At 68.7% G+C, this 24,666-nt stretch carries 12 protein-coding genes; 5 read left to right on the forward strand and 7 right to left on the reverse strand.

Features of this window, described 5'->3' with window-relative positions; genetic code table 11:
• The coding region (locus WS95_RS23620; RefSeq protein WP_156444572.1) for an efflux transporter outer membrane subunit at window positions 1-899 on the forward strand (899 nt) is incomplete at its 5' end.
• 132 nt (window positions 900-1,031) lie between these two features.
• Here WS95_RS23620 and WS95_RS23625 read toward each other — a convergent pair.
• From WS95_RS23625 to WS95_RS23635, 3 genes are all read right to left on the reverse strand, one after another.
• The gene (locus tag WS95_RS23625; RefSeq protein WP_059826473.1) at window positions 1,032-1,745 is read right to left on the reverse strand and encodes a dienelactone hydrolase family protein; all 714 of its coding nucleotides are present in this window, start codon (window positions 1,743-1,745) and stop codon (window positions 1,032-1,034) included.
• A 276-nt stretch (window positions 1,746-2,021) separates the two neighbouring features.
• Window positions 2,022-2,333 carry a DUF4148 domain-containing protein gene (locus WS95_RS23630; RefSeq protein ID WP_059826477.1) on the reverse strand — a complete coding sequence of 104 codons (312 nt, stop codon included), beginning with the start codon at window positions 2,331-2,333 and terminating at the stop codon, window positions 2,022-2,024.
• A 288-nt stretch (window positions 2,334-2,621) separates the two neighbouring features.
• On the reverse strand, window positions 2,622-3,587 hold the full coding sequence (locus WS95_RS23635) for a GlxA family transcriptional regulator (RefSeq protein WP_059826504.1): 966 nt from the start codon (window positions 3,585-3,587) through the stop codon (window positions 2,622-2,624).
• 173 nt (window positions 3,588-3,760) lie between these two features.
• Here WS95_RS23635 and WS95_RS23640 point away from each other — a divergent pair, with 173 nt between their 5' ends.
• Window positions 3,761-4,402 carry an HD domain-containing protein gene (locus tag WS95_RS23640; RefSeq protein ID WP_034208823.1) on the forward strand — a complete coding sequence of 214 codons (642 nt, stop codon included), beginning with the start codon at window positions 3,761-3,763 and terminating at the stop codon, window positions 4,400-4,402.
• Window positions 4,403-4,420: 18 nt separating this feature from the next.
• Here WS95_RS23640 and WS95_RS23645 read toward each other — a convergent pair whose 3' ends face one another.
• Window positions 4,421-18,094, reverse strand: a complete 13,674-nt coding sequence (locus WS95_RS23645) for an LWXIA domain-containing protein (protein ID WP_059826479.1) — start codon at window positions 18,092-18,094, stop codon at window positions 4,421-4,423.
• 832 nt (window positions 18,095-18,926) lie between these two features.
• Between WS95_RS23645 and parS the strand changes: the two genes are divergently transcribed.
• Entirely contained in the window at window positions 18,927-19,382 is a 456-nt protein-coding gene (gene parS / locus WS95_RS23655; protein WP_050018210.1) for a type II RES/Xre toxin-antitoxin system antitoxin, read from the forward strand.
• The gene (locus WS95_RS23660) at window positions 19,379-19,858 is read left to right on the forward strand and encodes an RES family NAD+ phosphorylase (protein ID WP_034208820.1); all 480 of its coding nucleotides are present in this window, start codon (window positions 19,379-19,381) and stop codon (window positions 19,856-19,858) included. The genes parS and WS95_RS23660 overlap by 4 nt, the downstream gene beginning before the upstream one ends.
• A gap of 39 nt (window positions 19,859-19,897) precedes the next feature.
• Here WS95_RS23660 and WS95_RS23665 read toward each other — a convergent pair whose 3' ends face one another.
• The 3 genes from WS95_RS23665 to WS95_RS23675 all read right to left on the reverse strand — a co-directional run bounded on the left by WS95_RS23665 (window position 19,898) and on the right by WS95_RS23675 (window position 23,545).
• A complete protein-coding gene (locus tag WS95_RS23665; RefSeq protein WP_059826506.1) occupies window positions 19,898-20,830 on the reverse strand; it encodes a tyrosine-type recombinase/integrase in 933 nt (310 codons plus the stop codon).
• A 176-nt stretch (window positions 20,831-21,006) separates the two neighbouring features.
• The gene (locus tag WS95_RS23670) at window positions 21,007-22,362 is read right to left on the reverse strand and encodes a uracil-xanthine permease family protein (protein WP_059826486.1); all 1,356 of its coding nucleotides are present in this window, start codon (window positions 22,360-22,362) and stop codon (window positions 21,007-21,009) included.
• A gap of 58 nt (window positions 22,363-22,420) precedes the next feature.
• Window positions 22,421-23,545: an aryl-sulfate sulfotransferase gene (locus WS95_RS23675; protein WP_059826488.1), complete on the reverse strand. Its 1,125-nt coding sequence runs from the start codon at window positions 23,543-23,545 to the stop codon at window positions 22,421-22,423.
• A 102-nt stretch (window positions 23,546-23,647) separates the two neighbouring features.
• On the opposite strand from WS95_RS23675, the gene WS95_RS23680 reads away from it, so the two are divergent.
• Window positions 23,648-24,601 (forward strand): LysR family transcriptional regulator, encoded by a 954-nt coding sequence (locus WS95_RS23680; protein ID WP_059786652.1) that lies wholly within the window; start codon window positions 23,648-23,650, stop codon window positions 24,599-24,601.
• Window positions 24,602-24,666 lie beyond the last annotated feature (65 nt).

Below are 24,666 nucleotides of genomic sequence, written 5' to 3' on the forward strand. Positions count from 1 at the left end.
TGAAGACCGCGCAGGCGTCGTACGACCTGACCAAGCTGCAGTTCGACAACGGCACGGGCTCCGAGCTCGAGCTGCGCCAGGCGCAGACGGTGGTCGAGACGGCGCTCGCGAACCAGCAGGCGCAGGCACGTGCGCGCGCGCAGGCGCTGAACGCGCTGGTGCTGCTGATCGGCGAGCCGCTGCCGGACGATCTGCCGGCGGGCCTGCCGCTCGATGCGCAGAACCTGCTGACGGACGTGCCGGCGGGCCTGCCGTCGGATCTGCTCACGCGCCGTCCGGACGTGATGCAGGCCGAGCAGACGCTGCTGGCCGCGAACGCGAACATCGGCGCGGCCCGCGCGGCGTTCTTCCCGAAGATCTCGCTGACGGCCGCGTTCGGCACCGCGAGCCCGACGCTGGGCGGCCTGTTCAAGGCCGGCACGGCGGCGTGGTCGTTCGCGCCGAACATCGCGCTGCCGATCTTCGAGGGCGGGCAGAACATCGCCAATCTCGATCTCGCGAACGTGCAGAAGCGCATCGAGATCGCGAACTACGAGAAGGCGATCCAGTCGGCATTCCGCGAAGTGTCGGACGGCCTGGCCGCACGCGGCACGTACGACCAGCAGATCGCGGCGCTCGAGCGCAACGAGCACGCGCAGCAGCGTCGCTTCGACCTGTCGGACCTGCGTTACAAGAACGGTGTGGACAGCTACCTGTCGGTGCTGACCGCGCAGACGGATCTGTACTCGGCGCAGCAGTCGCTGATCAGCGCGCGTCTGGCACGCTGGACGAATCTGGTCGATCTGTACCGCGCACTGGGCGGGGGCTGGATCCAGCGCGCGGGCGAAGCGCCGCGCGCGCCGGATGCGCCGGTCGATTACGACAAGGCGGCTGCGTCGGCAACGGCGACGAACGGCTAAGCGCAACGCACGGCAGGAGCGGCAGAGCCGCGTCCGTCCATCGAACCGAACGGTTGCGAAAACGAACACGCCACGGACGGAAATCCGTGGCGTGTTCTTTTGCACCGTCGCCGCGCGGGGAGCGGCGTTACGTTACGCCGGCTTCGTCCAAAGCGTCCGGCCGAAGAACGTGAGCGTGCGGTCCCACGCCATTTGCGACCACACCGGATCGAACTGCGTGCCGGCGATGCGACCGGGGCCGACGGCCGTTTCGTTCGCGAATGCATGGTGCGCGAGATAGCGATGGAATTCGAAGCCGACCTTCGCATCGGTGAGCTTCTTTTCCAGTGCGTCGACCTGGTCGATCTTGAAGAACGCATCCTGCGTGCCCCAGTGACCCATCAGCGGCACCTTGAGCTTGGCCGGATCGAGGTAGTCGAGCGGCGGAAGGCCGTACCACGTGACGCCGGCGTCCGCTTCGGCATGTTGCAGCGACAGCAGCGTGAGGGCGCCGCCCATGCAGAAGCCCGTCACCGCGACGCGCGGCGCCAGCGTCTTCAGGTACGCGACCGCGCCCGGAATGTCCTGCGACGCGGCGTCGCCGAAATCGAGGCCGGTCATCAGGTGATGCGCTTCTTCCTCCTCGACCGTCGACTTGCCGCGATACAGGTCGGGCACGAGCGCGAAATAGCCGCAGCGCGCGAGGCGATCCGCGACGCCGCGGATCTGGTCGTTCAGCCCCCACCATTCCTGGATGACGACAACCGCGGGCGCGCCTTCGGTCCGTGCCGGCGTGGCGAGATAGCCCTGCAGTTCCTGGCCGTCCGGGCGGCGAAACGTGATCATGGAACCGGATGTTTGAGACATGAAACCGCTCCTTTTCGAAAAATGCGCCGAGTGCGACATCGGACCGACCGGCGGGCGTCGCGATACCGCTCGCTCGCGTTCTGGCCGATACCGACCACGCGGCCATTCTATGCGCAAACACCGGATGCTTGCGTGAACGGCGCCGCGCGGCACGCGAGCGGCAAAGGGCGCGGACGGCCGGAAAACGAACACCCCGCCCCGATGAACGGGAGCGGGGTGTCGCGTGTACGGCGTGCGTATCGGAATACGCGGGAAATATGCCGGCGCGTATCCGGCTTACTGGCCGAAATAGATCGAGTCGCGGCCTTCCTGCTTGACCGCGATCGCGCGGCCGGCACGCGCGCCCGCGGCTGCCTGCGCGCCGTAGCCGGCTTCATCGGCGTTCGTCACGCGGGCCTGCGCGGTCTGCAGCGCACGCGGGTAATACTGATCGGAGACTTCGGGCTTGTAGCCGGCTTGTTCGAGCTGGATGAGTTCCGCACGCACCTGGGCGCGCGTCAACTGGCCCGACGGGTTCGATTGGGCGAATGCGCCATACGATGCGGACAGTGCGGTTGCGGCGACGACAGCGGTGATGAACGACTTCATGGTGACCTCCGGTTCTGTTGATTTCGCGCTTCGCTCGTGGCGTTCAGCGGTTGATTGCATCGTAACGATCGCGTTACCGGTCGGAAATATGCGTTGCAGCGAATCATTATTGCAACTGGGTAAACGATTCGCGCGGCATGCGATTTCCTCTGAAGATTGCGGGCGTGCCGGGGCAGGCGCGTGGCCTGCGCGAGCAACAGGGCCGATCGGTGCAGCGCCAGCGGACTGAACAGTTGAATCGCATTCCGAATTAATTTTTGCGAGGCCGCCGGTGTCGTGCTTTTCGCATCACGCAGTCAGGGTCGCTTGCCGCTTCCGGTATTCGGCCGGGGTGATGCCGACGTGCCGGGTGAACGCTCGCCTGAGCGTATCGACGTTCGCGAAGCCGCATTTCGCCGCGACCTGCTTCGGCGTGTCGTGGCCGTTCTCGAGTAGCTGGCGGGCGGCCGAGATGCGGGTCGCCTCGACCCATGCGGCCGGCGTCATGCCGACTTCCGCGCGGAACAGTCGCGCGAAATGGCGCGGGCTCATGCCCGCATGCTTCGCCATCTCGGTCACCGAATGCTCGAGTTCCGGATGGGCGGCGATCCAGCGCTGGACTTCCTGCAGCACCGAACGCCCGGCGGGGCGCGCCTCGCCCTTGCGGCTGAACTGGAGCTGCCCGCCCGGGCGCTTGAAGAACATCACCAGTTGCGCGGCGACGCGCCGCGCGATCTCGCGGCCGAGATCCTCCTCGACCAGCGCGAGCGCGAGATCGAGCCCGGCCGTGACGCCGGCGCCGGTGCGCAGCTTGCCGTCGCGTACGTACAGTGCGTCGGCGTCGACGGTGACGGACGGATATGCGTTAGCGAGTGCATCGGCGGCGGCCCAGTGCGTGGTCAGGTGGCGCCCTTTCAGCAGGCCGGTGGCCGCGAGGAGGAACGCGCCGGTGCAGATCGAGCCGTAGCGCCTGCTTTGCACGGCCGCCGAGCGCAGCCACGCGAGGACGTCGGTGCGCAATACGATCTGGCCGGCGTGCGGCGCGCCGGCGACCAGCAGCGTGTCGAGGCGCTCCGGGATATCAGGCGCGATCCAATCGGGCAGCACCCGTGCGCCGGACGAACTGCAGATCGGCCCGGGCCCGCTCGCGATGACCCGCAACGTGTAGAACGGCTTGCCGCACTCGGTGTTTGCTTGCGCGAACACGTCGAGCGGCGCGGAGACGTCGAGCAGTTGAACACCCGGAACGGCGAAAATACCCACGACCTTCGGCATGATCGATTGCATGTGGTATCGAACGTGATGCGCAGCAGTATAGGGGCGCTTCTTGCGCCGTGCAGGCGCCGTGTCCGTTCGTCGCGCGAAATGGCAGGATCAGGCGTGATACGTTCATTGGAGACATCGGTCGGAATCCGGAAAATCGAGGATGTCTTCCATGGAGGTCGATCATGACTGTGAACGTTGCCGGCATCACCCTTCCCGATACGCGTTTGACGCGCGAGATCACCGAGCTCGTGCGCGATACCGAGTCCGAGCTGCTGTTCCACCATTCGAGCCGCGTGTTCTATTTCGCGGCGCTGGCGGGCCGGCGGCGCGGGCTCGAGTACGATCCCGAACTGCTTTATTGCGGCTGCATGTTCCATGACATGGGACTGACGCACCGGCACAGCAGCGCTTGCGAGCGCTTCGAAGTGGACGGCGCGAACGCCGCGCGCGATTTTCTGAAGGGCAACGGGATTTCCCAACAGGACATCGATGTCGTGTGGACCGCGATCGCTTTGCACACCACACCGGGCATCCCGCAGCACATGCATCCGGTCGTCGCGCTGGTCACGGCGGGCGTCGAGATGGACGTGCTGGGCCTCGCTTATCCGGAATACAGCGATAGCGAGCGGGAAGCGGTCGTGCGCGCGCATCCGCGCACGCCGCATTTCAAGGAGGACATCATTCAGGCGTTCTACGACGGCATCAAGCACAAGCCCGACACGACGTTCGGCAACGTGAAGGCCGACGTGCTCGCGGACAAGGATCCGCATTTCCGTGCGGGCAACTTCTGCAGCGTGATCCGGTCGTCCGCGTGGAGCGGCTGAGCGACGGGCCGGCGCGCATCAGCCGACGTTGATCGACTGCCCGACACGCAGCACGTTCGGCGCCGACGCCAGGCCCGGATTCAGCTGCAAGATCTCGTTCAGCGCGCGTGCATCCTGCTGGTCGCGCGTCATCGCCTTGCGGTCGTCCGGCGATACGTGCGCCGCGTCCAGCAGCGACTGGCGATGCGCGTCGGCGATCACCCACAGCGAATCTCCTGCCACGACGATGTACGGCTGCGCGGCCTGCGACGGCGGCGCGGAGGGCTGCGCGGGCGCCGTATTGCCCGTCGTGCCGGTCCCGGGCGGCTGCGTGGCGGTCGTGCCCGGCGCGAGGCCGGTCGTCGGCGTGCCGGCGCTCGGCTGCGGCGGCTGGTGTGACGGCGAGGCCGGCGTCGTCTGCGGCTTGTGCGGCGACGATCCCGAGCCGCCCGACGGCGGGCCGAAGAACAGGCTCTGCAATTGCGTGAAGCCCCAGATCCCGATCGGCACGAGGATGAGCGCGGTCGGGTATTTTTTGACCCAGCGCGTCGCGTTCGGGAAATGGGTGTTCAGGCGCGCGCCGAGCAGCATCGCCGTCGATGTCGCGGCGGTTGCCGCGAGCCCGTAGTGCCCTTTGTCGTATTGCGCGATCGTGCCCGCGATACCGCTCGCGACGCCGACGAAATCCGACGTCGAATCGATCAGGCGCACGACGCGGCTGCGTTTGTCCGCGTTCACGCGGTGCGCGCTGACCGCGTAGACGAGGCCCGAATAGGTCGCGGCGAGCCCTGCGCTCGCGGTCGTCAGCGCACCCGCGACGGTCGGCGCGGTCATGAGCCCGTGCACGCCGACGGCGATCGTCCCGGAATAGCCGACGATCGCGCTGCCGCGCCCGACGAGGCCGAGGAACCGGCGGGAATTGCCGTGATGCAGCTGCGTGAGCGACGTGCCGCCGACCATGCCCTGCATGTTCGCGAGCAGGTCGGCCGACAATTCCTTGATCTGCGCGGCCGCATCGTCGAAGCCGATGAGCCCCTGCCGATGCATTTCGACGAAGTGGCTCGCCTTCACGCGCGTTTCGTTCGTGAGCAGGTCCAGCTGTTCGAGCCGTGCCGGGTTGTAGCCGTGCACCGGTGCGGTCAACTGTTGCGCGAGCGAGCGCTGCAGGCGATCGAGCACGTCGTGCACCGCGCGCGGGTCGCCGCTCTGCAGGCTCTGCACCGCGCCCTGGTGCATCGCACCGAATACGCGGCCCGCGCGCGCGCCGACGAACAGCGCGGTGTTCGCGTGCGTCAGCGCATCCGAGCTCATCACGGTCATGCCGTTGAACACGTTGAGCGCCACGAGCGAGCTGGCGCCGGCCACCGTGCCGCCGAAGCCCAGCGACCACGCCCAGTCGCGTTTGCCGAACGACGGCCGGTGGACGCGCAGTGCGTTGAGCTGCGCGAGCGCGGCCTCCTGCGGGTTGCCGCGCTGGTGGCTCGGCTGCGCGGCGATGTCGCGGTTCACGATGACGGGCTTGGTCTCGTCGATCGCGAGCTTCGGATCGGCGGCCACCGCGCGCCAGAACGCGGTGCTCGATGCATTCGGGTTCGCATGCGCGTCGATCTTGCGTGCGGTATCGGGCCTGCCGTACTGGCTCAGCCAGCGATCGCCGGCATCGCGTGCGCGTTCCTCGGCCCGGTTGGCGGGATCGGCGGTATTCCAGTAGTTCTCCTTCGCATAAGTGATCGTTGCCTGCCGTGCGCGGTCCATCAGCGCGGTCGTGTGCCCCTCGTAGAGATCGGCGCGCAGTTGCGCGAGCTGGTCGGGCTTCAGCCCATTCGCAAGACCGACGCGTTCGACTTCGGCGAACAGCACCTGATGCTGGTTCGCGAGCGTCTGCGCGCCGACCCGTTCGAACACGCGCGTGAGCGCGTCGGCACCATGCAGGCGTGCGAGCTTGTCGGGCGCATGCAGCTTGTATTCGACGAGCTTGCGGGCGAGTGCGGCGGTCAGGTCCTGGTTCGCGACGAAGTCCGAGCCGTGCGTCGCATACGACAGCCCGAGATGAACCCAGTCGAGTTCCTTGCGCTCGAGCACGGCCTCGACGAGCTTCAGGTGGCCGTCGCCCGGCGCCGGTTCGAGCACGGCGTCCCAGCCGTGGAACGTCACCATCACATGCGGCGCGGTCGCGCCGGTGTGCTCCCGCGCCCACGTTTCGAGCGCGTCGAACGTGCGCACGTAGTCGTGGTACGCATCGTTGGTGCCCGCCAGCGTGCGCTGGTCTTCGGCCGACACGAGCGCGCGCGACGGCGCGGTTTCGAGACGCAGCACGAAGCCGCCTTCGGACGCCGCGTCGAGCCATTTGTACAGGTGGCCGAGGTCGTCGAGTTCGAGGTGGCGGCCCGTGCCGTCGATGTCGATTCGCGCGTTCGCTTCGTCGAACTGCGCGTTGTCGAGCTTGCCGAGTTCGCGCACGCGGCGGATGAAGGCGGGGTCGTGTTTGCGGCCGAGCGCGGCGGCGAGCGAATACGGATCGACCGCGACCGACACCACCGGCATCGCACCGCCGTAGCGTTTCACGAGTGCGAGCATCTCGGCGGGGTCGTCGCGCAACGTGAAGCCGCGCGCCATCAGCGCGAGGCGATCCTGGATCTCGGGTTTCGCGCGGGCATAGGCCTGCAGCGCATGCCGGTCCGCGGCCCGTGCGATCGACAGATAGGTGATCGCACGCTTCGCATGGCGCGACACTACGTTCGCCGCATGGTCGGGCCGCGACAGCGGGCCGCGCCACGGCATGCTCGACGCGTCGCGCGCGAGCCGCAACGGGATGCCGAGCGCCTTCATCATCACGCTGTCGGCCATCATGACCTGGCGCGTGGTGCCGAGATCGAGCGGTTTGCCGGTGCGGCCCGCGAACGCCTTCACGCGCTCGTGCTCGGGAAACCAGTGGTCGACCTTCGCCTTGCCGAAGCGAAGGATCCATTCGGCGACCGTCGCGCTCGTCAGGCCGGGCTGATAGGTCTTGATGCTGAACGGTTTGCCGGCCGGCGCGGCCTGCGGCGCGGGTGACGCGGCCGGGGCGGGGGCCGCCGGTGCGTTCTGCTTGCCTTTTTTGCCCTTGCCGCGCGCAGGCTTTTTCGGCTTCGCGGACGGGCTGGCGGACGCAGTGCCGGACGCCGGATCGCCGGCAAGTATGGCCTGCCGGTTCTTCGCGGCCGTCAGTTCGGCCGCGATGCGGCTCTCCAGTTCTCCGAACGGAGCGGACGATTCCGCCGCGGCCTTCCGCAACTGCTTGTCGAGTTCCGCTTGTTTCAGCGCATAGGCCGCGACCTGCGTCGGCTGCGTGCGCGCATCGAATTCCGCCGGGTCGAGCCGCGTCACGAGAAAGTGCCGGTCCGAGCCGTCCGGCCCGCCGCCGATCTTCGTCTTGTCGAGGTCGACGCCGGGCTTGCTCTTGTCGGCGAAATGCGCGGCGTCGTCGAACCATTGCAGCGTGCCGTCGCGGGTCGCGAGGATGCCGTCCGGCTGGTGCAGCGTGTCGATCAACGCGCCTTCCGTGCCGTAGACGTAGATGAAGTATTCGGGGCCGACCTGGCCGAGATCGATCACGCGCCGTAGATGCAGCGTGTTCGCGCCGCTGAAATCGTGCACGTCGTCGGCCGATTTCGGCAGCAGGTTCGGCGCGACCCATCGGTTGGCGAGCGGCGTCGCGCCGGCCGGCGGCTTGCCTCTCGACTGAATCTTGCCGAGCCGGCGCTGCACGCGGTCGCTCGTTTTCATCGGCGGCGGCTTTTGCTCGGCGATCGGCAACGCCCGCTCGGCCGGCGCGAAGCCGCCATAGCGGGACACCGCCGATTCCGGTAGCGAGGACGGCACGAACACGACGCCGCGCCGGCCGTCGGGCAGGCCGCGTGCGCGGCGACGGAAGGCGGCGCCGAGATCCTGCTCGCCGATCGACGCGTCGCCGACCGAGGTCTTCTCGTGATAGGTCCAGCCGCTGCCATCTTGCTTGGGCACGGCGTAGCCGAGCACCTTGCCGGTCTTCCTGTCTACCGCGAAGATCGTCGTGCTGCCGTCCGCGGCCTTCGCGGCCGCCTTGGGACGCTTGAATTGCGGTGCAGCGGCGAGTTCGCCGATCTGCTCGACGACGTCCTGCGCAGGCGCGTCGCCGGAAGGCCCGGCATGCCACACGCGCTTCGAATCGACGGCTTCGACTTTCGCCGCGCCGCCGAATTGCCGCAACTCGTCGAGCGACACCGGCGACAGGTAGAAGTCGAATTTCGCGCGTGCCTCATGCGGCGTTTCGCTGCCGCCGCGCTTGCGTGGGCGCGTGCCCGGATAGAGCGCATCGCGCAAGTCGTGCGACGGCGTACCGCCGGGGTCGGCCGATTCGACCTGACCGGGCTGGCCGTGGGCATCGGTGGTCAGGCTCGCGACGAACTCGGGTTGCGGATGCGTGCCGTCGTCCGCCGGCCGGTCGACATGCTTCGCGATCAGCACGTGGGCGTTGGGGCCTGCGTATTGCGCGAGGTCGCGGATGTCGGCCAACTGCGTGCCGTCGATCCGCTTCAGGTCGCGTTTGCCGTGCGCATCGAGCCAGTCGGCCGCGCGCGCTTCGGGCGTGCGCGTGGGGGCGGCCGGCAGGAACGACGACGGGTCCGGCACCGGCCACATCATCATCGACGGCATCGTCCGCGGTGCCGTACCGGTTCGCCCGGCTTCGCCGTCGCGCAGCGCCTGCTCGGCCTGCGCGCGATACAGCGCACGGTAGACGGGGTTGCCGGGCAGCGAGGTCCGCGCGTTGCCGAACGCGTCGGCGAGGCGCGCGAGGCCGGCTGCGTCGCCCGGCATCACATGATCGGCTTCGCGCGCGATTTCGTCGGGGAGCACCGCGTGCTCGGCGATGTCGATGCCGGTCGATTCGAGGATCTGCTTGCGCACCGCGAATGCGTTGGCTTGCGCGCGCGCCTCGGCGCGCAGCGCGCTTTCCGCGTACGCATCGGGGCTGCTGGTGTCGAGGTCGAGCCGGTTCGTCGCCACGTCGACCGCGTGCCCGACCTCGTGTGCGAGCACGTAGACGATCGTGCCGGCGCTGCGCAGGCCGCCGTCGATCACAATCCGGCGCTGTTCGGCATCGACCTTGCTGCCCGCGCCGGCGCGGCCCTGCACGATCTCCCAGCGGCCGGGGTTCAGCAGCCGCAACTGGTCGGCGAGCAGGCTTGACCGGTCGGCCAGCGCATAGGCGGCATCGGGCAGCGGCGCACCGCCGAACCGCATCCGGATGCGCGTGAAGAGCGACGGCTTCTGGACGAACGCGCCGTCCGGCAGCGACTCGCTGATCACCGGGTGCGCGAGTTCGACGTGGCCGCTCGCGATGCCGCGTTCGAGCGGCTGGATGACGGCATCGATCATCCCGGGCGTGCGGTTGGTCGCCGGGTCCGGATGCGGGATCAGGACGGAAGGGTCGCTGAAGTAGAACTCGCCGCTCGCATCGAACAGGCCTTCGAAATCGAACGACAGGCCGTGCCGCGTGGCAAGCTCGCGCATCGCGGCGAGCTGCCGCATCGATTCGCGCGTCACGCGTTTCGGCAGGATGCCGTGCATCACTTCGAGGCTGCCGAGCTCGGCCAGCGGGCTGTACAGCACCGCGACGCGTCCGTGGTAGGTAAACGGCCCGTCGACCGTGACCGTGCGCATGCCGAGCTGCGTCAACTGGTCGAGCCCGCGTTTTTCGTGGGCGAGCATCGTGCGCGCCTTGTCGCCGCTGGCGTCGAACACGCCGATCGCATTGCGCTTGCCGAGTTCGAATACCGCCTTCGCGGTGCCCGCGCCGAGGAACGGGCCGAGCAGCGCGTCGGGATCGACGCGCCGCGATGGATCGCCGGCGACGTGCAGCCCGTGCTCGTCGACGGCGAGCGCGCCCGCATCGATCCGTTCGCGCGGCGACGGCGTGTAGCGCGTCCACGCGCCCGGGCCGCCGAACTGCATGTGCTGCGTGCCGTCGCTGCGCGGCTCGCCGAGCGTGCGGACCGTGCCGCTGTCGGGCACGTAGATCGTGCGTTGCCAAAGATTCGCGAGCCACGCGGCGTGCGCCGCGCCGCCTTCGCCTGCGAGGACGATGGGCGCGCCGGCCCGCGCGGGCGTGAACGCATGGCGATGATCGATCGAATAGTCGACGGGCGTGGCGGGGCGGCCGCGTGCGTCGAGCAGGCCGCCGGCCGCATCGGTCCGCGCGTGGACGAGCGTCAGCGGCTCGCCGTTCGCATAGGAGACCGGACCGTTGCGCGAGAAGGACAGTTTCGGCGAGCCGCCGCCGAACCAGCGGCGCGGAAACGGCGACGCACGGTCCGCGTGCGCGAGGCTCCACTGCGCCTGTTCGTCGAGCGTGCGCGGCAACCGTGCGCCGCCGCTGCCGCTGGACGATTCGGTCGTGTGCGGTGCGGGCATGCTCAGCGATGCGCTGCCCGACTGTTGCTGCCGGTCCCACGCACGGCCATAGAACGCACCGTAGCGCTCGCCGTCGCGGCCCGATACGGGAGCATTGCCGAATGCGTCGGCGAGGCGTGCGAGGCCGGTTTCGTCGCCCGGCATCACATGATCGGCTTCGCGCGCGATCTCTTCGGGAAGCACCGCGTGCTCGGCGATGTCGACGCCGGTCGATTCGAGGATCTGCTTGCGCACCGCGAACGCGTTGGCTTGTGCGCGCGCTTCGGCGAGCAGCGTGCTTTGCACGTACGCCTCCGGGCTGCTGGTGTCGAGGCCGAGCCGGTCGTTCGACACGTCGGCCGCGTGGCCGGCTTCGTGCGCGAGCGTATAGACGAGCGTGCCGGTGCCGCGCAGGCCGCCGTCGATCACGATCCGGCGTTCATCGACGTCGGTGCGGCTGCCGCGTCCCGCACGACCCCACACGATCTGCCAGCCATCCGACTTCAGCAGCCGCATCTGGTCGGCGAGCAGGCTCGACCGGTCGGCGAGCGCATAGGCGGCATCGGGCAGCGGCGCGCCGCCGAACCACATCCGGATGCGCGTGAAGAGCGACGGCTTCTGGACGAATGCGCCTTCCGGCAGCGATTCGGCGATCGCGGGATGTGCGAGCGCGATGCTGCCGTTGTCGATGCCGCGTTCGAGCGGCGCGATGACGTTGTCGATTTCCTCGAGCGTGGCGTCGATTTCCTCGCGGTCGTCCGTGCGGAATACGGTGGCCGGGTCGCTGAAGTAGAAGTCGCCGTGCGCGTCGAACAGCCCCTGGAAATCGAATACCAGACCATCGCGCTCGACGATCTCGCGCATCGCCGCGAGCTGTCGCATCGATTCGTGCGTGACACGTGACGGCAACGCGCCGAGCGAGACGGCGCGGCTGCTGAGTTCGGCGAGCGGATGGTAGAGGATCCCGATCCGGTTGCCGACCGAGAACGGGCCATCGATGGTCAACGTGCGCATGCCGTAGCGGCGCAGCAGGTCGAGTCCGTTGCGTTCGGTGTCGAGCGCGTCGTAATGATTCGCGAGCTGGCCGTCGCGCGGCCGCGCGGGATCGACGTCGTACAGGCCGATCGCGTTGCGCTTGCCGAGTTCGAACACGCTCTTCTCGATGCCGGCTCCGAGGAACGGACCGATCAGCGCTTGCGGGTCCAGCCGCCGCGACGGGTCGCCCGCGACGTGCAGGCCGTTCGCGTCGACGGCGAGTTCGCCGTAGTCGATTCGCTCGCGCGGCGATGGCGCATAGCGAGTCCATGTGGGTGCGTAATCGAATCGCGCCTGCGTGCGCATGCTGCCCGGGGCGCCCATGGCCGCGTCGAACGCGCGGATGGTGCCGCCGTCCGGCACGTAGACTGGCCGTTGCCAGGTGTTCGTGAGCCATGCCGCGGCGGCGTGGCCGTTGTCGGCGGCCAGGACCAGCGCGTAGCCGCTGCCGGCGCTGGTCGACGTGCCGGCGAGGAAGTGTGCGATCGAAAAGTCGACGTGCCGTGCGGGGCGGCCATGTGCGTCGAGCAGCTGGCCAGTGGCATCGGTTCGGCCGCGAACGATCGTCACCGGTTCGTCGATTCCCGACGACGAGCGTTCGTCCAGGAACCGCAGCGTCATCTGTCGCGGCTCGTTGCGCCCGCGTTCGGCGAACGGCGAGATCGCCTCCGCGTGCGCGAGGCTCCACTGCACCTGTTCCTCGAGCGTGCGCGGCAGGTGCGCGCCGCCGCCGGCCGATTCGGTCGTGTGCGGCGCCGGCATCCGGCGCGGGGCGCCGCCGTCGCGTTTCTGCTTGTCCCAGATGCCGTCGTAGAACGCCTGATACGTCTCGCCGCGCCGGCCTGACACCGGTGCGTCGGCGAACGCGTCGGCAAGCCGTGCGACCGTGCCCGCATAGTCGCTCGACGGCGTCCAGCGGTCGGCCTCGTGCTGGAGCGCGTCGGGCAGCGTCGTGTTCGCCGCGATGTCGCCGCCGCCCGCGAGATCGATCTCGTAGCGCGCCTCGAACGCGTTGATCTGCGCGCGCGCTTCGGCTTCGAGCGCCTTGCGCGTGAAGCGGCTGCGGCCGCTGTAGTCGAGCGAATCCAGCGTGCCGTCGATCGCCTCGACCGCGTGCTTGGCCTCGTGCGCGAGCGTGTAGGTGATGCTGCCCGAATCGTGCAGTCCGCCATCGATCGTCACGCGGCGTCGCTTCGGGTCGATCCGGCTGCCGCCGCCGCGCTTGCCGAGGCTCACGCGCCAGCCGGCATCGCTCAGCATCCGCAACTGCTGCGTGAGCGTGTCCGACTGCTGCGCGAGCGCGTGGACCGCGTCCGGCAGCGGTGCGCCGCCGAAACGCATTTGCAGCCGCGTGAACAGGCCCGGGCCGGCAAGCGCAGGGTCCGGCGGTGCTTCGGTAGTTTCCGGGTGTGCGGCGGCCGGGAGCGCGTGGTCGTCGGCCCGTGCGTCGCGGGCCGGCTTCGGCGGCCGGGATGCGTCGCGCGCGTCGTTCGCCGCTTGCGACGCGGATCGTTCGGCCGGCTTGACGAGTACCACGATCCGATTCGGCGCACTGAATGCGCCGTCCAGCGCGCGCGCGCCGCGAGCGGGCGGCTGCGGCAGGGCGGCGTGCGTTTCGGGATCGGCGACGTGGCGCCTGGCCGTTGCGAGCACGACGACGGTATCGTCGTTCGCGGGCGGTGGCGCGCGGCGCGCGGCGGGCACTTCCGGATTCGCCGCGGGCGGATCGGCCTCGACGACGCCCGCCGCATCGACGTGCGCCGCCTGCGCGTTCGTGCCGACGACGCGGCCGCCTGCCGCCGCTGCGTCGGGGGCGGGCAGGTAGCGCGTGAGCGGCGCGTCGGCGCGCAACGTGCCGTCCGTATGCAGCGCGTCCGGCGCGGCCGCGAATACCGGCCGCTGCCAGCGGTTCGCGAGTTCGGGCGCGACGTGCGCGTCGGCCGCATCGGCGATGACGACGATCGGCTCCGTGACGTCGGCGGGCAGCGCGCCCGCCGCGCGCGGCCGCGCAGCCTCGGGCGTGGCGGCTGCCGGATCCTCGCCGTTGCGCACGATGAAGAGCGTATGTTCGCCGTAGTCGAGCGCTTCGACGGACGGGCCGCGCGGCACCGACACGCCGGCCGGGTCGAGCGTCGCGGGCCGGGAGGCCGGGTCGGCGTCGGTCAGGTCGATCACGCGGACCGGCGTGCGCGGCGCGACGCTGGCCGGCTCTGCGAGCGCGCCCGCGCCGGGTGCGCCGGGCGCCCGCGCGACGGCCGGATCGTTCTCCGCGCGCAGGTCGCTGCTGCGGCGATTCTGCGCGGCGACGTGCGAATCGGACGCGCGCGTTTCCTGCTGCTCCTCGTCGCGCGTGGTCCGTGCTTCGCTCGTGTGCTGCGCGTTGCGTGCGCTGGCGGTCGTGGTCGCGGTGGCCGTGTCGTTCGCTTCGGTGGCACGCGCCGCGGCTTCGTCGGCCGGCGTGGTTCGCGGCGCGCTGTCGGCCGGCGGGGCCGCGTCGCTTGCCGGCTGTCGCGGGTCGCTGCGCGCCGGGGCGGGCGTTTTCGCGACGAGCTTCGACGGCGCAACGATTTCGCCGTCGCTGCCGAACGACAGCCGGTCGCCCGTTTCCGTGACCGAATCGATCTTCGTGCCTTCGGTCCAGGTCTTGCCGGTCAGCTTGACGATGCTCAGTTCGCCGTTCTCGCCGAGGATCACCGACGTCCCGCGCGGCAGGTTGTTCAGATCCTTGTTGTTGAGCGAGTCGAGCACGCGCACGGGCATGTTGTCGTACGTGAGTACCTTGTCGCCCGCCATCAGCGTGCCGTCCTTCGCGACCTTGACGTCGACGCCGTCGAGCGATGCGCGCGTCGCACCGAACGCCAGTTGCGACGGCTCGTTCCTGGTCAGTATCTTCTGCAGTTGCTGTCCGTCGATCGAGATGCGTTCGCCACCCGCTGAACGGGCGACCACCGGCCGGCCCGTGACGCGAACCGTCGCGTTGACCACGCGGTCCCGCACGCCGCCCGCGCCCATCAGCGCGACGTTCGTGAAGCCGGACTTGAGATCCTCCCAGCCCTTCTCGCTGTTCCCGTTCTTGAAATCGACATAGGCTTCGCCGAAGGTTTCGCCCGCGGCGCCGATGCCGGTGGCGAGCGACGTGCCGCGCACGATCGCCGTGGTCACTCGCGCGGCCTTCGCCGAGCCGGTGAGTGCGGTGATCGTCTTGCCGAACACTTCCGAGCCCGCGAACTTCGCCGCGCCGGCCGCCCCCATCGGCACGAGGTTGAGCCAGTCGCCGCGCGCGCCGGCGTCGGTGAACGGATTGACGCTCTGGTTGTGTTCCAGGCGCGAGCCGATATCGAGCGCGGATTTCGTCATGCTCGAACCGATCGCCGTGTCCATCATCACCGCGCCCGCGAAGTTCAGCGCGCCGCCGGCGAACGCGCCGACGCCGGTGGCGTCGAGCAGCACGCCGGCGCCTTCCATCAGCAGCCCGAGACCCATCATCCCCAGGTTCACCTTGCCGCCGGTCAGCGTGTTCAGCGCGCTGTCGAACCAGTCGTCGTGATGCGCGGCCTTCTGCTGGAACTGCGCGTGACCGTTGTCGTCGTAGCCGGTCACGAGATCGAGCGTGCCGCTCGACGCAAGCTGGTTGTTGTCGAGGTAGTCGCCGACATTGTCGTAATGCGCGGACGTGTCGTCGACGTACTGGACGTGGCCCTTGCTGTCGGTGACCTTGAAGAGTGCGCTCGTCACCATGCCGGCCGTCTTGTCCGAATAGATCAGCGGCAGGACGTTGACCTGCGTGCCGCTGCCGCCGCCGAGCTTCAGGATTTCGCCGCGCACCTTGTCGATCGTGTCGAGCTTGTCCTTGTCGGTGTAGCGCACCGTGTCGTCGTTGACGGGCGCGGTGGGCGTGCCCGTATCCGACGACGGTTGCACGTCGGGCGGCAGCCCGATCGCGGTGCCGATCAGGTTGCGCTGCTCGTTGTCGGTCAGCTTGCCGAAATGGATCGTCGCGGCCTTGTTCGTGCTCGCCCCGGCTTGATCGAGCAGCGATTGCGACAGTTCGCCCTGATGCGCGCGGAAGAAGCCGTCGAGCGCCTTCGAATAGGCATCCTTGTCATCCTGACTCTGCGGATTGCGCAGGTTCTCGGCGAGGCTCGCATCGAACTGGTCGAGCAGCACCTGCTGATGCGACATCTCGGTCAGCAACTGCAGCTTGTTGACGGTCGCGTCGGCTTGTTGCAGGTCGTTGCGCGCCTGGTCGAGCTGGTCCTGGTACGGATTCGGCCGCAGCGGCGTGCGCATCGGAATCTCGTCGCCGTTGACCTCGCGCATGCGCACCGGCGTCGGGTTGTTCGCGTACCAGTCGTCGTAGGTTTTCTGCATGTCGGCGAGCTTGCCCTTCAGCACGCCCTGCTGCGCCTTCGCGTTCGCGAGCTGGAATTTCGCGGCTGCGTCGTTGAACGTGTTGGACAGCCGGCCGTCGGCCGCGCGCAGCGCGCCCGCGACGACATGGAGTTTTTTCGCGTCGAGCGCGGTCTGGCCGGTCGCGGTGGTCGGCACGGACGTGTTCGAGCCGGGCGGCTGCAGCACGAACGACGGATTCGTGAACAGCGTCGTGGGCGGCAGCGACGTCGACAGCGCGCTGGGCGGCGTCGACGTGCTCAGCGACGACGTCGGCGTCTGCGTCGTCGATGGCGCCGGCGTGCTCGATGTGCTCGGCACCGACGTGCTCAGCGACGGCGACGGTTGCGCCGACGGGGACGGCGGCGTTGCGGACGGCGGCGGATTCGTCGACAGCGTCGGCGTCGGGTTCTGCAGCACGAACGGCACCTTCGGCTTGAGCTGCGCATCGATTTGCGCGCCGGCGTCGTCGTACTGCTGCGCGAGCGTCTGACCGTAGGCGACGACGAATCCGTCGTGCGCGAGGCTGGCCTTCTGCTTCGCCTGCGCGAGCGCATCGGATGCGGCGGCGAGGTCGGTATCGACGGTCGGATGCGGATCGAGCGAGTGCGGATTCGCGGTATGCCAGTCGTCGGACGCCGATTTCGCGGCGTCGTACTTGCCTTGCAAGTCGTCGACGCTCAACTGCGCGCCGAGCATCTGCATGTAGCTGCCGCTCGTGTTCGCCTGCGTGGTCGCGCGATCGAGCGCGGCCTTGTCGTCTTTCGCCGCACCGGGCGTCGAGCCGATCAGGCACGCGCTGTCGGCGTCGTACTTCTGCTGCAGCGTCGTGACCTGCTGCGCGTCGAGCGACGCCGCATAGGCCGCGTTCGAGTAATTGGCGATCTTCGCGGCCTGCGCGATATCGGTCTGAACGGCGTGCATGTCGACGTTGCCGTTCGCATCGGCCGGCGGCGGATCGGGCAGATCGACCTGCAACTGCAGCGGCGCGAGCGCATCGTTCAGCTTGCCGACGCCGGTGTCGATCGCGTCCTTGTACGCGGGATCGGCCATGTACGACTGGAACTGCTTGTAGGCGAGATTCGCATTGCTGACGTCTGCCCAGTACTTCGCCTGAGCCGTTACCGCGCTCGAGGTCGCCGATTGCCAGTCGTCGTAGGCCTGGACCTGGGCGGGCGTCTTGCAATCGCCCTGCTGCGGGACGAAGTTCGGATTCGCCTTCGTCTGATCGGGGAACAGCTTTTGCAGCGCGGCGAGCTTCGCATCGGCCTGCTGTTGCGCGGGCCCCTCGATTTTGTCGTTCGTCGGGTCGGCGCTGTACTGGTCGGCTTTCGCCTGCTCGCCGTACAGGATCCGGTAGCCGGCGTCGGTCGTCACGTCGAGCTCGCGTTGCGCGGTGTCGGCCGCATCGTGCGCCTTCGTGTAGTTGTCGCGTGCGGCCTTGCGCTCGTCGGGCGTCGCATCGGGGTCGCGGTTCGTCATCCGCAGCACGCCCTGCGCGCCTTGCAGCGCCTGCTGCGCGTGGTCGTACTTGGTCTGCGCGTCCTGGATCACACCCTGGACGGCGCGCGTCGTGTCGTTGTCGACCGTGATCTCGGGCGGCGCCACGCGATATTGTTCGGCCATGCTCTGGAGCAGGGCGGTGGCCGACGCGATTTCGGGGTTGGTCGGCTTGGACGGATCGGTGCCGAGATCGGCCTGCACCGGGATCGGCGGCGTGGTGGTCGGGGTGACCGGATTGACCGGGCCGTTGTTCGGGCCGTCGTTGGACGTACCGTCCGCATTGCGCGGCGGTTTCGGGGCGAGGTCGGGGTCCAGCGTTTGCGACAGGAAACGCTGCCAGTTCAACCCCAAACCCATTCCGTCGATGGACAACATGCAAGGCTCCCGTCAGGCGCGGCCGTACGCAAGATGCACGCCGCCGGCGCCGCATGGCGCGATTTCGAGTGTACGGAAGCGGTCGGAGCGGGCACGGACGCGATTCGTAGCGCGCGACGAGCGGGAACGGGTCGGTCCGGGGATCGCTACGAGAAGCGATCATGTCCTGATAAGTGCGCGATGCAGAAGGCGGGGAGATGAGGCGGCTTGCGCATCGATTCGGTCTGGGCCCGGTGTTACAGCTGGCTTTCGATGATGGCGTGCGCCTTACTTTCTACTTTCGGTTCTATGATCAGGTGTACGAAGTAATTTGCGGCGGTGGACGGGGCGGGTAGGAGTAGGCAGTGCGGTATGCCCTGCATCGAGACGAGGAATTCGGGCGACACGCGTTTGGAGAGCGGATATTGGCGCGCGAGGAACAGGGGCCGGTACGGCGGGTGATGCACTTTTTTGTGGTGGATTGGTGTTGTCGGATGAATTGCACCGATATCCGATGGGAGAGGCCGGCTGCTGGCTGGAGCAGTCGGTCGACGTGTAATCGGCAGAGTTCGACGTGTTAGCGCGGGACGCGACCAATCGGGCTGGGGAAAGAGGCGGCTCCTTCACTTCGCGTAGCACCATCGGAAAATTGTTACGTGACAACTTCGTGTCATCACGGTCGATGACTTTATATACTGAATTTTTCGGCTCCATCACCGGGGCGAATCTCCGATTCGCGTATCCCCAAATACGGGTCCAGCAGCCCGATCGGCAAGCCCATCGCTCAACCACCCGCAAGCATTCGGCAAAACGCCTATAATGATTGGGCAAATTGCCGCAGAGAGGTCAGGTCATGAGCACCATCGCTTTTCATCCTTCGGGCGTCGCTCATCCGCGTCAGGCCGAATTCACGATTCTCGAGCAGCTGCTCGCGATCCGCGTCCGGTCGGGCGCCGATCTGGCCGAGCTGGCGAGCGCGCGGGTCGACGTGTCGGTGATCGACCGCCTGTCCGAGCGCGGGCTGAAATCGGACGAGCTGGCCTTCATCATTCCGCGCCGCACGCTGAGTCATCGTCGCCAGGCGCACGAACGCCTGTCGCCGGAAGAGTCGGACAAGGCGATCCGCCTCGCGCGCATCGTCGCGCAGGCGGCGGCCACGTTCGGCGACCAGGACAAGGCGATGGCGTGGCTGCGCAACGGGCTCCAGCGCTTCGGCGGCCGCACGTCGCTCGACATGGCGAGCACCGAGCATGGTGCGCGGCTCGTCGAAGAGGCCCTCACGCAGATCGACGAGGGGTACTTCGCTTGACGACGCTGTGGCGGATCAGCAATTACGCCGATCTGAAAGGCACTGGCGGATTGCGGGCCGGCGGCCGTTGGCATTTCGCCGGGCAGCCCGTCGTGTATCTCGCCGAGCATCCGGCGCTCGCGTTGCTCGAGACGCTGGTTCATTTCGAAATCGCCACCGTCGCGCAATTGCCGAGCGGATACCAGTTGCTGCGTATCGAAGTACCCGATTCGGTGGATGTTGCCGAAATCGCCGAAGGCGATGCACCGGAGGACTGGCGAACGAACGTCGACTGGACCCGCAGCGCCGGCACCGAGTGGCTGCACACGCAGCCGAGCGCGCTGCTGCGCGTGCCGAGCGTCGTCGTGCCGCATGCCCATAACTTCCTGTTGAATCCGCTGCATCCGGCCGCGTCCGACATCCGCGTCGCGGAAGTGATGCAAGCGCCGTACGACACGCGGATTCTGCGGCTGGTCCAGTCGAAGCCGGGCGAATAGCGAGCCGGCAGGCGTACGGTCCGCGCCGGCGGCGCGCGTTCAGCGCTCGTGGGCGGCGCGATTCGCGGCCGCATCGGGCGACAGCGTTTGCCGAATGCGCGTGACCGTTCGCATGCTGGCGAGACCGAGCATCGCGGTGACGTCGGCATGCGCGTGGCCCGCGAGCAGCTGGCGGCGCGCATACGTATTGCGCAGCACGCGCGGGCTCATGTCCGCTGCATGAAAGCCGATCGCGTTCAGCGCGTCGCGCACGACGAGCAGCAGGAACATGTCGTTCATTGCGCCCCCGCGCGGCGCGGGAAACAGCAGCGCCGACGGCCGCAGCTCCGAGCGCGCACGCCATGCGGCGAGCGGCGCCACCGCGAACGCGGCGAGCTCGATCCGGCGCGCCGGCCGCGCGCGATCGCGCGGCACCGACAACACCGCCGGCCGCGCGTCGAGATCGAGCGCGTTGCCCGTTGCCGCGCGAATTTCGGCCGACGTGATGCCGCTCGCGAGCAGCAGCGCGACGATCGCGCGATTCCGGCAGTCGGCCGGCGTGTCGTCCGCGCGAGGCTGCACGTGGCGTTGCAGCGCCGTGTCGGCATCGGGCGGCAGGTAGCACGGCTCGGGCTCGCCGTCCGGCCATGCGAGATCGCGCGTCGATCGGCCGGCCGGATGAATCGTCCGCACACCGGCGTCGACCAGATGCCGGCCCAGTCGGTCGATCAGCTTCGCATAACGCACGCGTGTCGACGTGCCGGGCGCGCAGGTGCGGTCGAGTTCCGCGAGGAAGGCCGCGACGTGGTCGGGCCCGAACGTGGCGAGCGATACGCGCTGTGCGCTCAGGTGGCGCAGGAATCGCTCGAACATCGCGACATGCTGCACGACCGAACGCGGCGCGAACGGCCGGTGGCCGGCGCCGGTCGCGGCGGTTTCCTGCCAGACGCGAAACGCGCCGACGGGGTCGTGAATCCAGCGATCCGTGTCCATTCCCGCTTTATAGCCGGACGCGGTGACGCCGGCAATCGTCCCGATGTCCGGTCGGCCGGCGCGCCGGCGCGTCGGTGCGTCGGTGCGCGGCACGCGTGTCGTCGACGCCGTCGTTGTCCATCGTCAGTAGACGAACACGAGCAGCAGCGTCGCGCCGCGTGAGCGTGCCGCGGCCTTCATGCGTCGCGCGCAGGCGCCGCAGCTGCCGCCGCGTGCGCTTGTCCGCCCAGCCGCGCGAGCGCGGCGAACGCCAGTTGCGTCGCGATGGCCGCGAGCGTGCCGGCCGCCATGCCGTTGCCGAGCACGATCTGCACGGGCGCGCCGAAATGGCGATACAGGTTCGGCACCAGGATCGGCGCGAGGCCGACCACCAGGGCGGCCGCGAGCGTGTACTGGTTCGCGCGCGCGTGCAGGTCGACGCTCGCGAGCAGCCGAATGCCCATCACGCCGATCATCGCGAATACGACCAGCGCGGTGCCGCCGACGACGGCGGCCGGAATCGCATACGCGAGCCGCGCGAGCGGCGCGAACAGCGCGACGACGAGCAGGATCGCGCCGGCGGCCGCCGTCACGTAGCGCGAGCGTACGCCGGTCGTCTGCACGACGCCGATGTTCTCGGCGCTCGTCACGATCAGCGGCGTGCCGAACAGCGCGCCGGCCAGCGATGCGAGCGCGTCGCCGCGTATCGTCTTCGGCACGTCGCGCCGGAGCGCGATCGCCTTGCCGCACGTTTCGCCGACGGCGACCGTCTGCGCGGTGGCCTCGGCCATCGAGACCGCGGTGAAAATCAGCAGCGGCAGCGCAGCCAGCACGTCGAAACGCGGCATCCCGAACGGCAGCCACGCCGGATGCGTGAACAGCGGGCCGTGCCATACGTCGCCGAGCGCCGGCATCGCGCCGAGCGCCCAGCCGAGCGTCGCGCCGGCCATCAGCCCGATCAGCACCGCGAGGCGTCCGGCCGTGCCGCGGAATGCGCCGGCGACGACGACGGTGGCGACGATCGTCGCCAGCGCGAGCCCGAGCGAGCGCGGCTGCGCGAAGTCGGCCGAACCGGGCTGGCCGACGACGATCGTCGCGTAGATCCGGATCAGGTTGATCGATACGAGCAACAACATCGCGCCGACGACGATGCGCGGAAAGAGCCGCAGGCAGCGCGTGAAGACGGGCAGCAGCACCCAGTAGAACGCGCTGGCGAGCAGCGCCGCGCCGGCCGCGGTCGGCAGGCCCGCTTGCGCGGCGATGCCCGCGAACAGCATCGTCGGTGCGCCGCCGGGCACCATCACGAACGGCATGCGCGCACCGATCGGGCCGACACCGAGCGATTGCACGAGCGTGCCGATACCGCACGCGAAGAACGTCGCGCCGATCAGCTGGACCGTCAGGTCGGCCGGCAGCGCGAGCGTTTTCGCGATCAGGAACACGGCGGTGATCGGCGACGCGGCCATCGACAGTACGTGCTGCAGCCCGAACAGCGCGAGCTGCCACGCGGGCAGCCGGGCATCGACGGGCAGGGAGATCGGATCGTGCGACACGGCAGGCCCCTCGGAAGCGAACGGAGACGATGGCCGGAAACCGGCGGTGAACGGAAGCTCAGGTCCGTAGCCAGGGCAATTGCGCGGCGCTGTAGCGGAACGTCTGGAACACGCTGTTCAACTGGCCGGGGCCGGTCTTGCGCGCCGCTTCGTCCGGGTATTCGGCGAACCACGGGATCACGTATTCCCAGACGACCTCGCCGGCCGGCGTCACTTCGAACAGTCGGCCCGTCGACGATTCGGTGATGTGCGTGTTGCCGTTCGGCAAGCGTTGCGCGTTGCCCATGAACGGCGTGTAGAACAGGTTCGCGACGTCGTCCGCATACGACCACACGACCCGCTGCGTCGCCGGATCGATTTCCACGACGCGCGAGAATGCGACGTGCGCACCGTGGCGGAAATTGCCGTTGTCGAACGCGAGGATGTGGCCGTTCGGCAGCGGCACCGGCGCATGCTGGTGCGATACGACGTCGGGCCCGATCCTCAGGTCGACGCGCCCGGTTGCGCGGTTCACGCCGACGATTCCCGACGTCGTGCGCAGGCTCATCAGCACGCGGCCGTTCGCGTCGACCGCGAGACCGTTGACGAGCGGCCAGTGGTAGCGGCCGAACCCCGCCGCGATCGGAAAATCCTCCGGCCGCAGATGGTCGCGTGCATGCCATTCCCAGACGATCCGGCCGGCGCGGTTCACTTCGCGGATCACGTCCGCGTACATCACCTCGTCGTCGCCGTGCGCGGTGCCGCCCGGCACGCGCCGCGTGAATGCCGCGTCGACCGGTTCGCACGCGGCGTACAGCAGGTTGCCGTTCGGCAGCCACTGCGCGTCGTGGTGATGCGCGGGATCCTCGTAGCGCCACACGATGTCGCCTTGCGGCGTGACCTCGTAGAAATCGCCGCCGTGCCACATCGACCACGGTGCGTAGCGCGATTCGGAGTGCGGATGATTGCCGTTGTAACCGAGATTGCCGTTCGCGAGGATGACCGCGTGGCGGCCGGGACGCACGGGCATCTTCCACTGGTGGGCGACCTCGCCGTCGATGCCGACAAGATAGACGTTGCCGTCGGCCGTCTGCGGCGCGATGAGCGTATAGCCGCCCGCGGACAGCGCGGGGTCGTGGGCGATGAGGCCGACGCCGCGGCGGCGCTGGGTAATCTGGTCGACGGTCATCACGGCGATCTCCATTCGAATCGGATACGGGAATGCAGCGGAATCTAGACGATTCGTCCGGTCAGTAAAATCGGATTATTCTTGACGGCCTGTTCGGAAAAATCTAACGGTACCTTCATGCGCTCGATATCGCAGACATTCCGCTGTTTCGACGAAGTCGCGCGGCGCGGCTCGATTCGCAAGGCGGCCGATGCGCTGCACCTGACCGCCGCGGCGGTTCACCAGCAGATCCGCAATCTCGAAGCGCAGGTCGGCGTGCCGCTGTTCGACCGGCTGCCGCGCGGCATGCAGCTGACGCTCGCCGGCGAGATCGTGATCGCGGCCGTGCGGCGCGGCCAGCGCGATTTCGACAACGCGCTGACGCAGGTCGAGGATCTGCGTGCGCTGCGGCGCGGGCACGTGAATCTCGCGGTGCCTGCCTCGACGGCGGAAAGGCTCGTGCCCGACGCGATTCTCGCCGCGATGCAGCGTTACCCGGGCGTCACGTACAGCGTGCGCTCGGGAAACGGTGAGAGCATCGTGCGCTGGGTCGAGACGGGCGAGGTCGACATCGGTTATGCGCTGCGCCGGCGCAGCGCGGCGGGCGTCGTCGAGGTGCGCGCGTTCGCGCAGCCGCTGGGTGTCGTCACGGCGCCCGGTCATCCGTTGGCGTCGACGGGCGGCAAGGTGCGGATGCGCGACTGCTTCGCGCATCCGCTGATCCTGATGACGCCCGACACGGAGCTGCGCGCGATGTTCGACCAGATCGATGCGCGGCAGCCGCGCAGCGTGCGGCCGCTGGTCGAAACCGGTTCGGTGTCGATGGTGCGGCGCCTCGTGGCCGCAGGGGCCGGCGTCGGTTTCCTGATCGCGGAAAACGTCGCGGACGACGTGGCCGCCGGCCGGCTCGCCTGGACGCCGCTGGCCGATGCGGGCGCGCGCTCGTTCAGTTGCATCTACCAGCGGGCGGACACGAGCGCGACGGTCGCGATGACGATGTTTCTCTCGTTCTTTTCCGAGGCGATCGACGCGATGGAGCACGCGTTCGCGCGTGGGCGGCCGGCCGCCGCGCGTCGCCGGGCGACAAGGTAACGGTCGCGATGCGAGTCGCACGACGTATCGGAATGCGACGCGCTGCAGCAAGCAACCTCGCATGC

Source organism: Burkholderia sp. MSMB1826 (genome assembly GCF_001526325.1).
Taxonomy (GTDB): domain Bacteria; phylum Pseudomonadota; class Gammaproteobacteria; order Burkholderiales; family Burkholderiaceae; genus Burkholderia.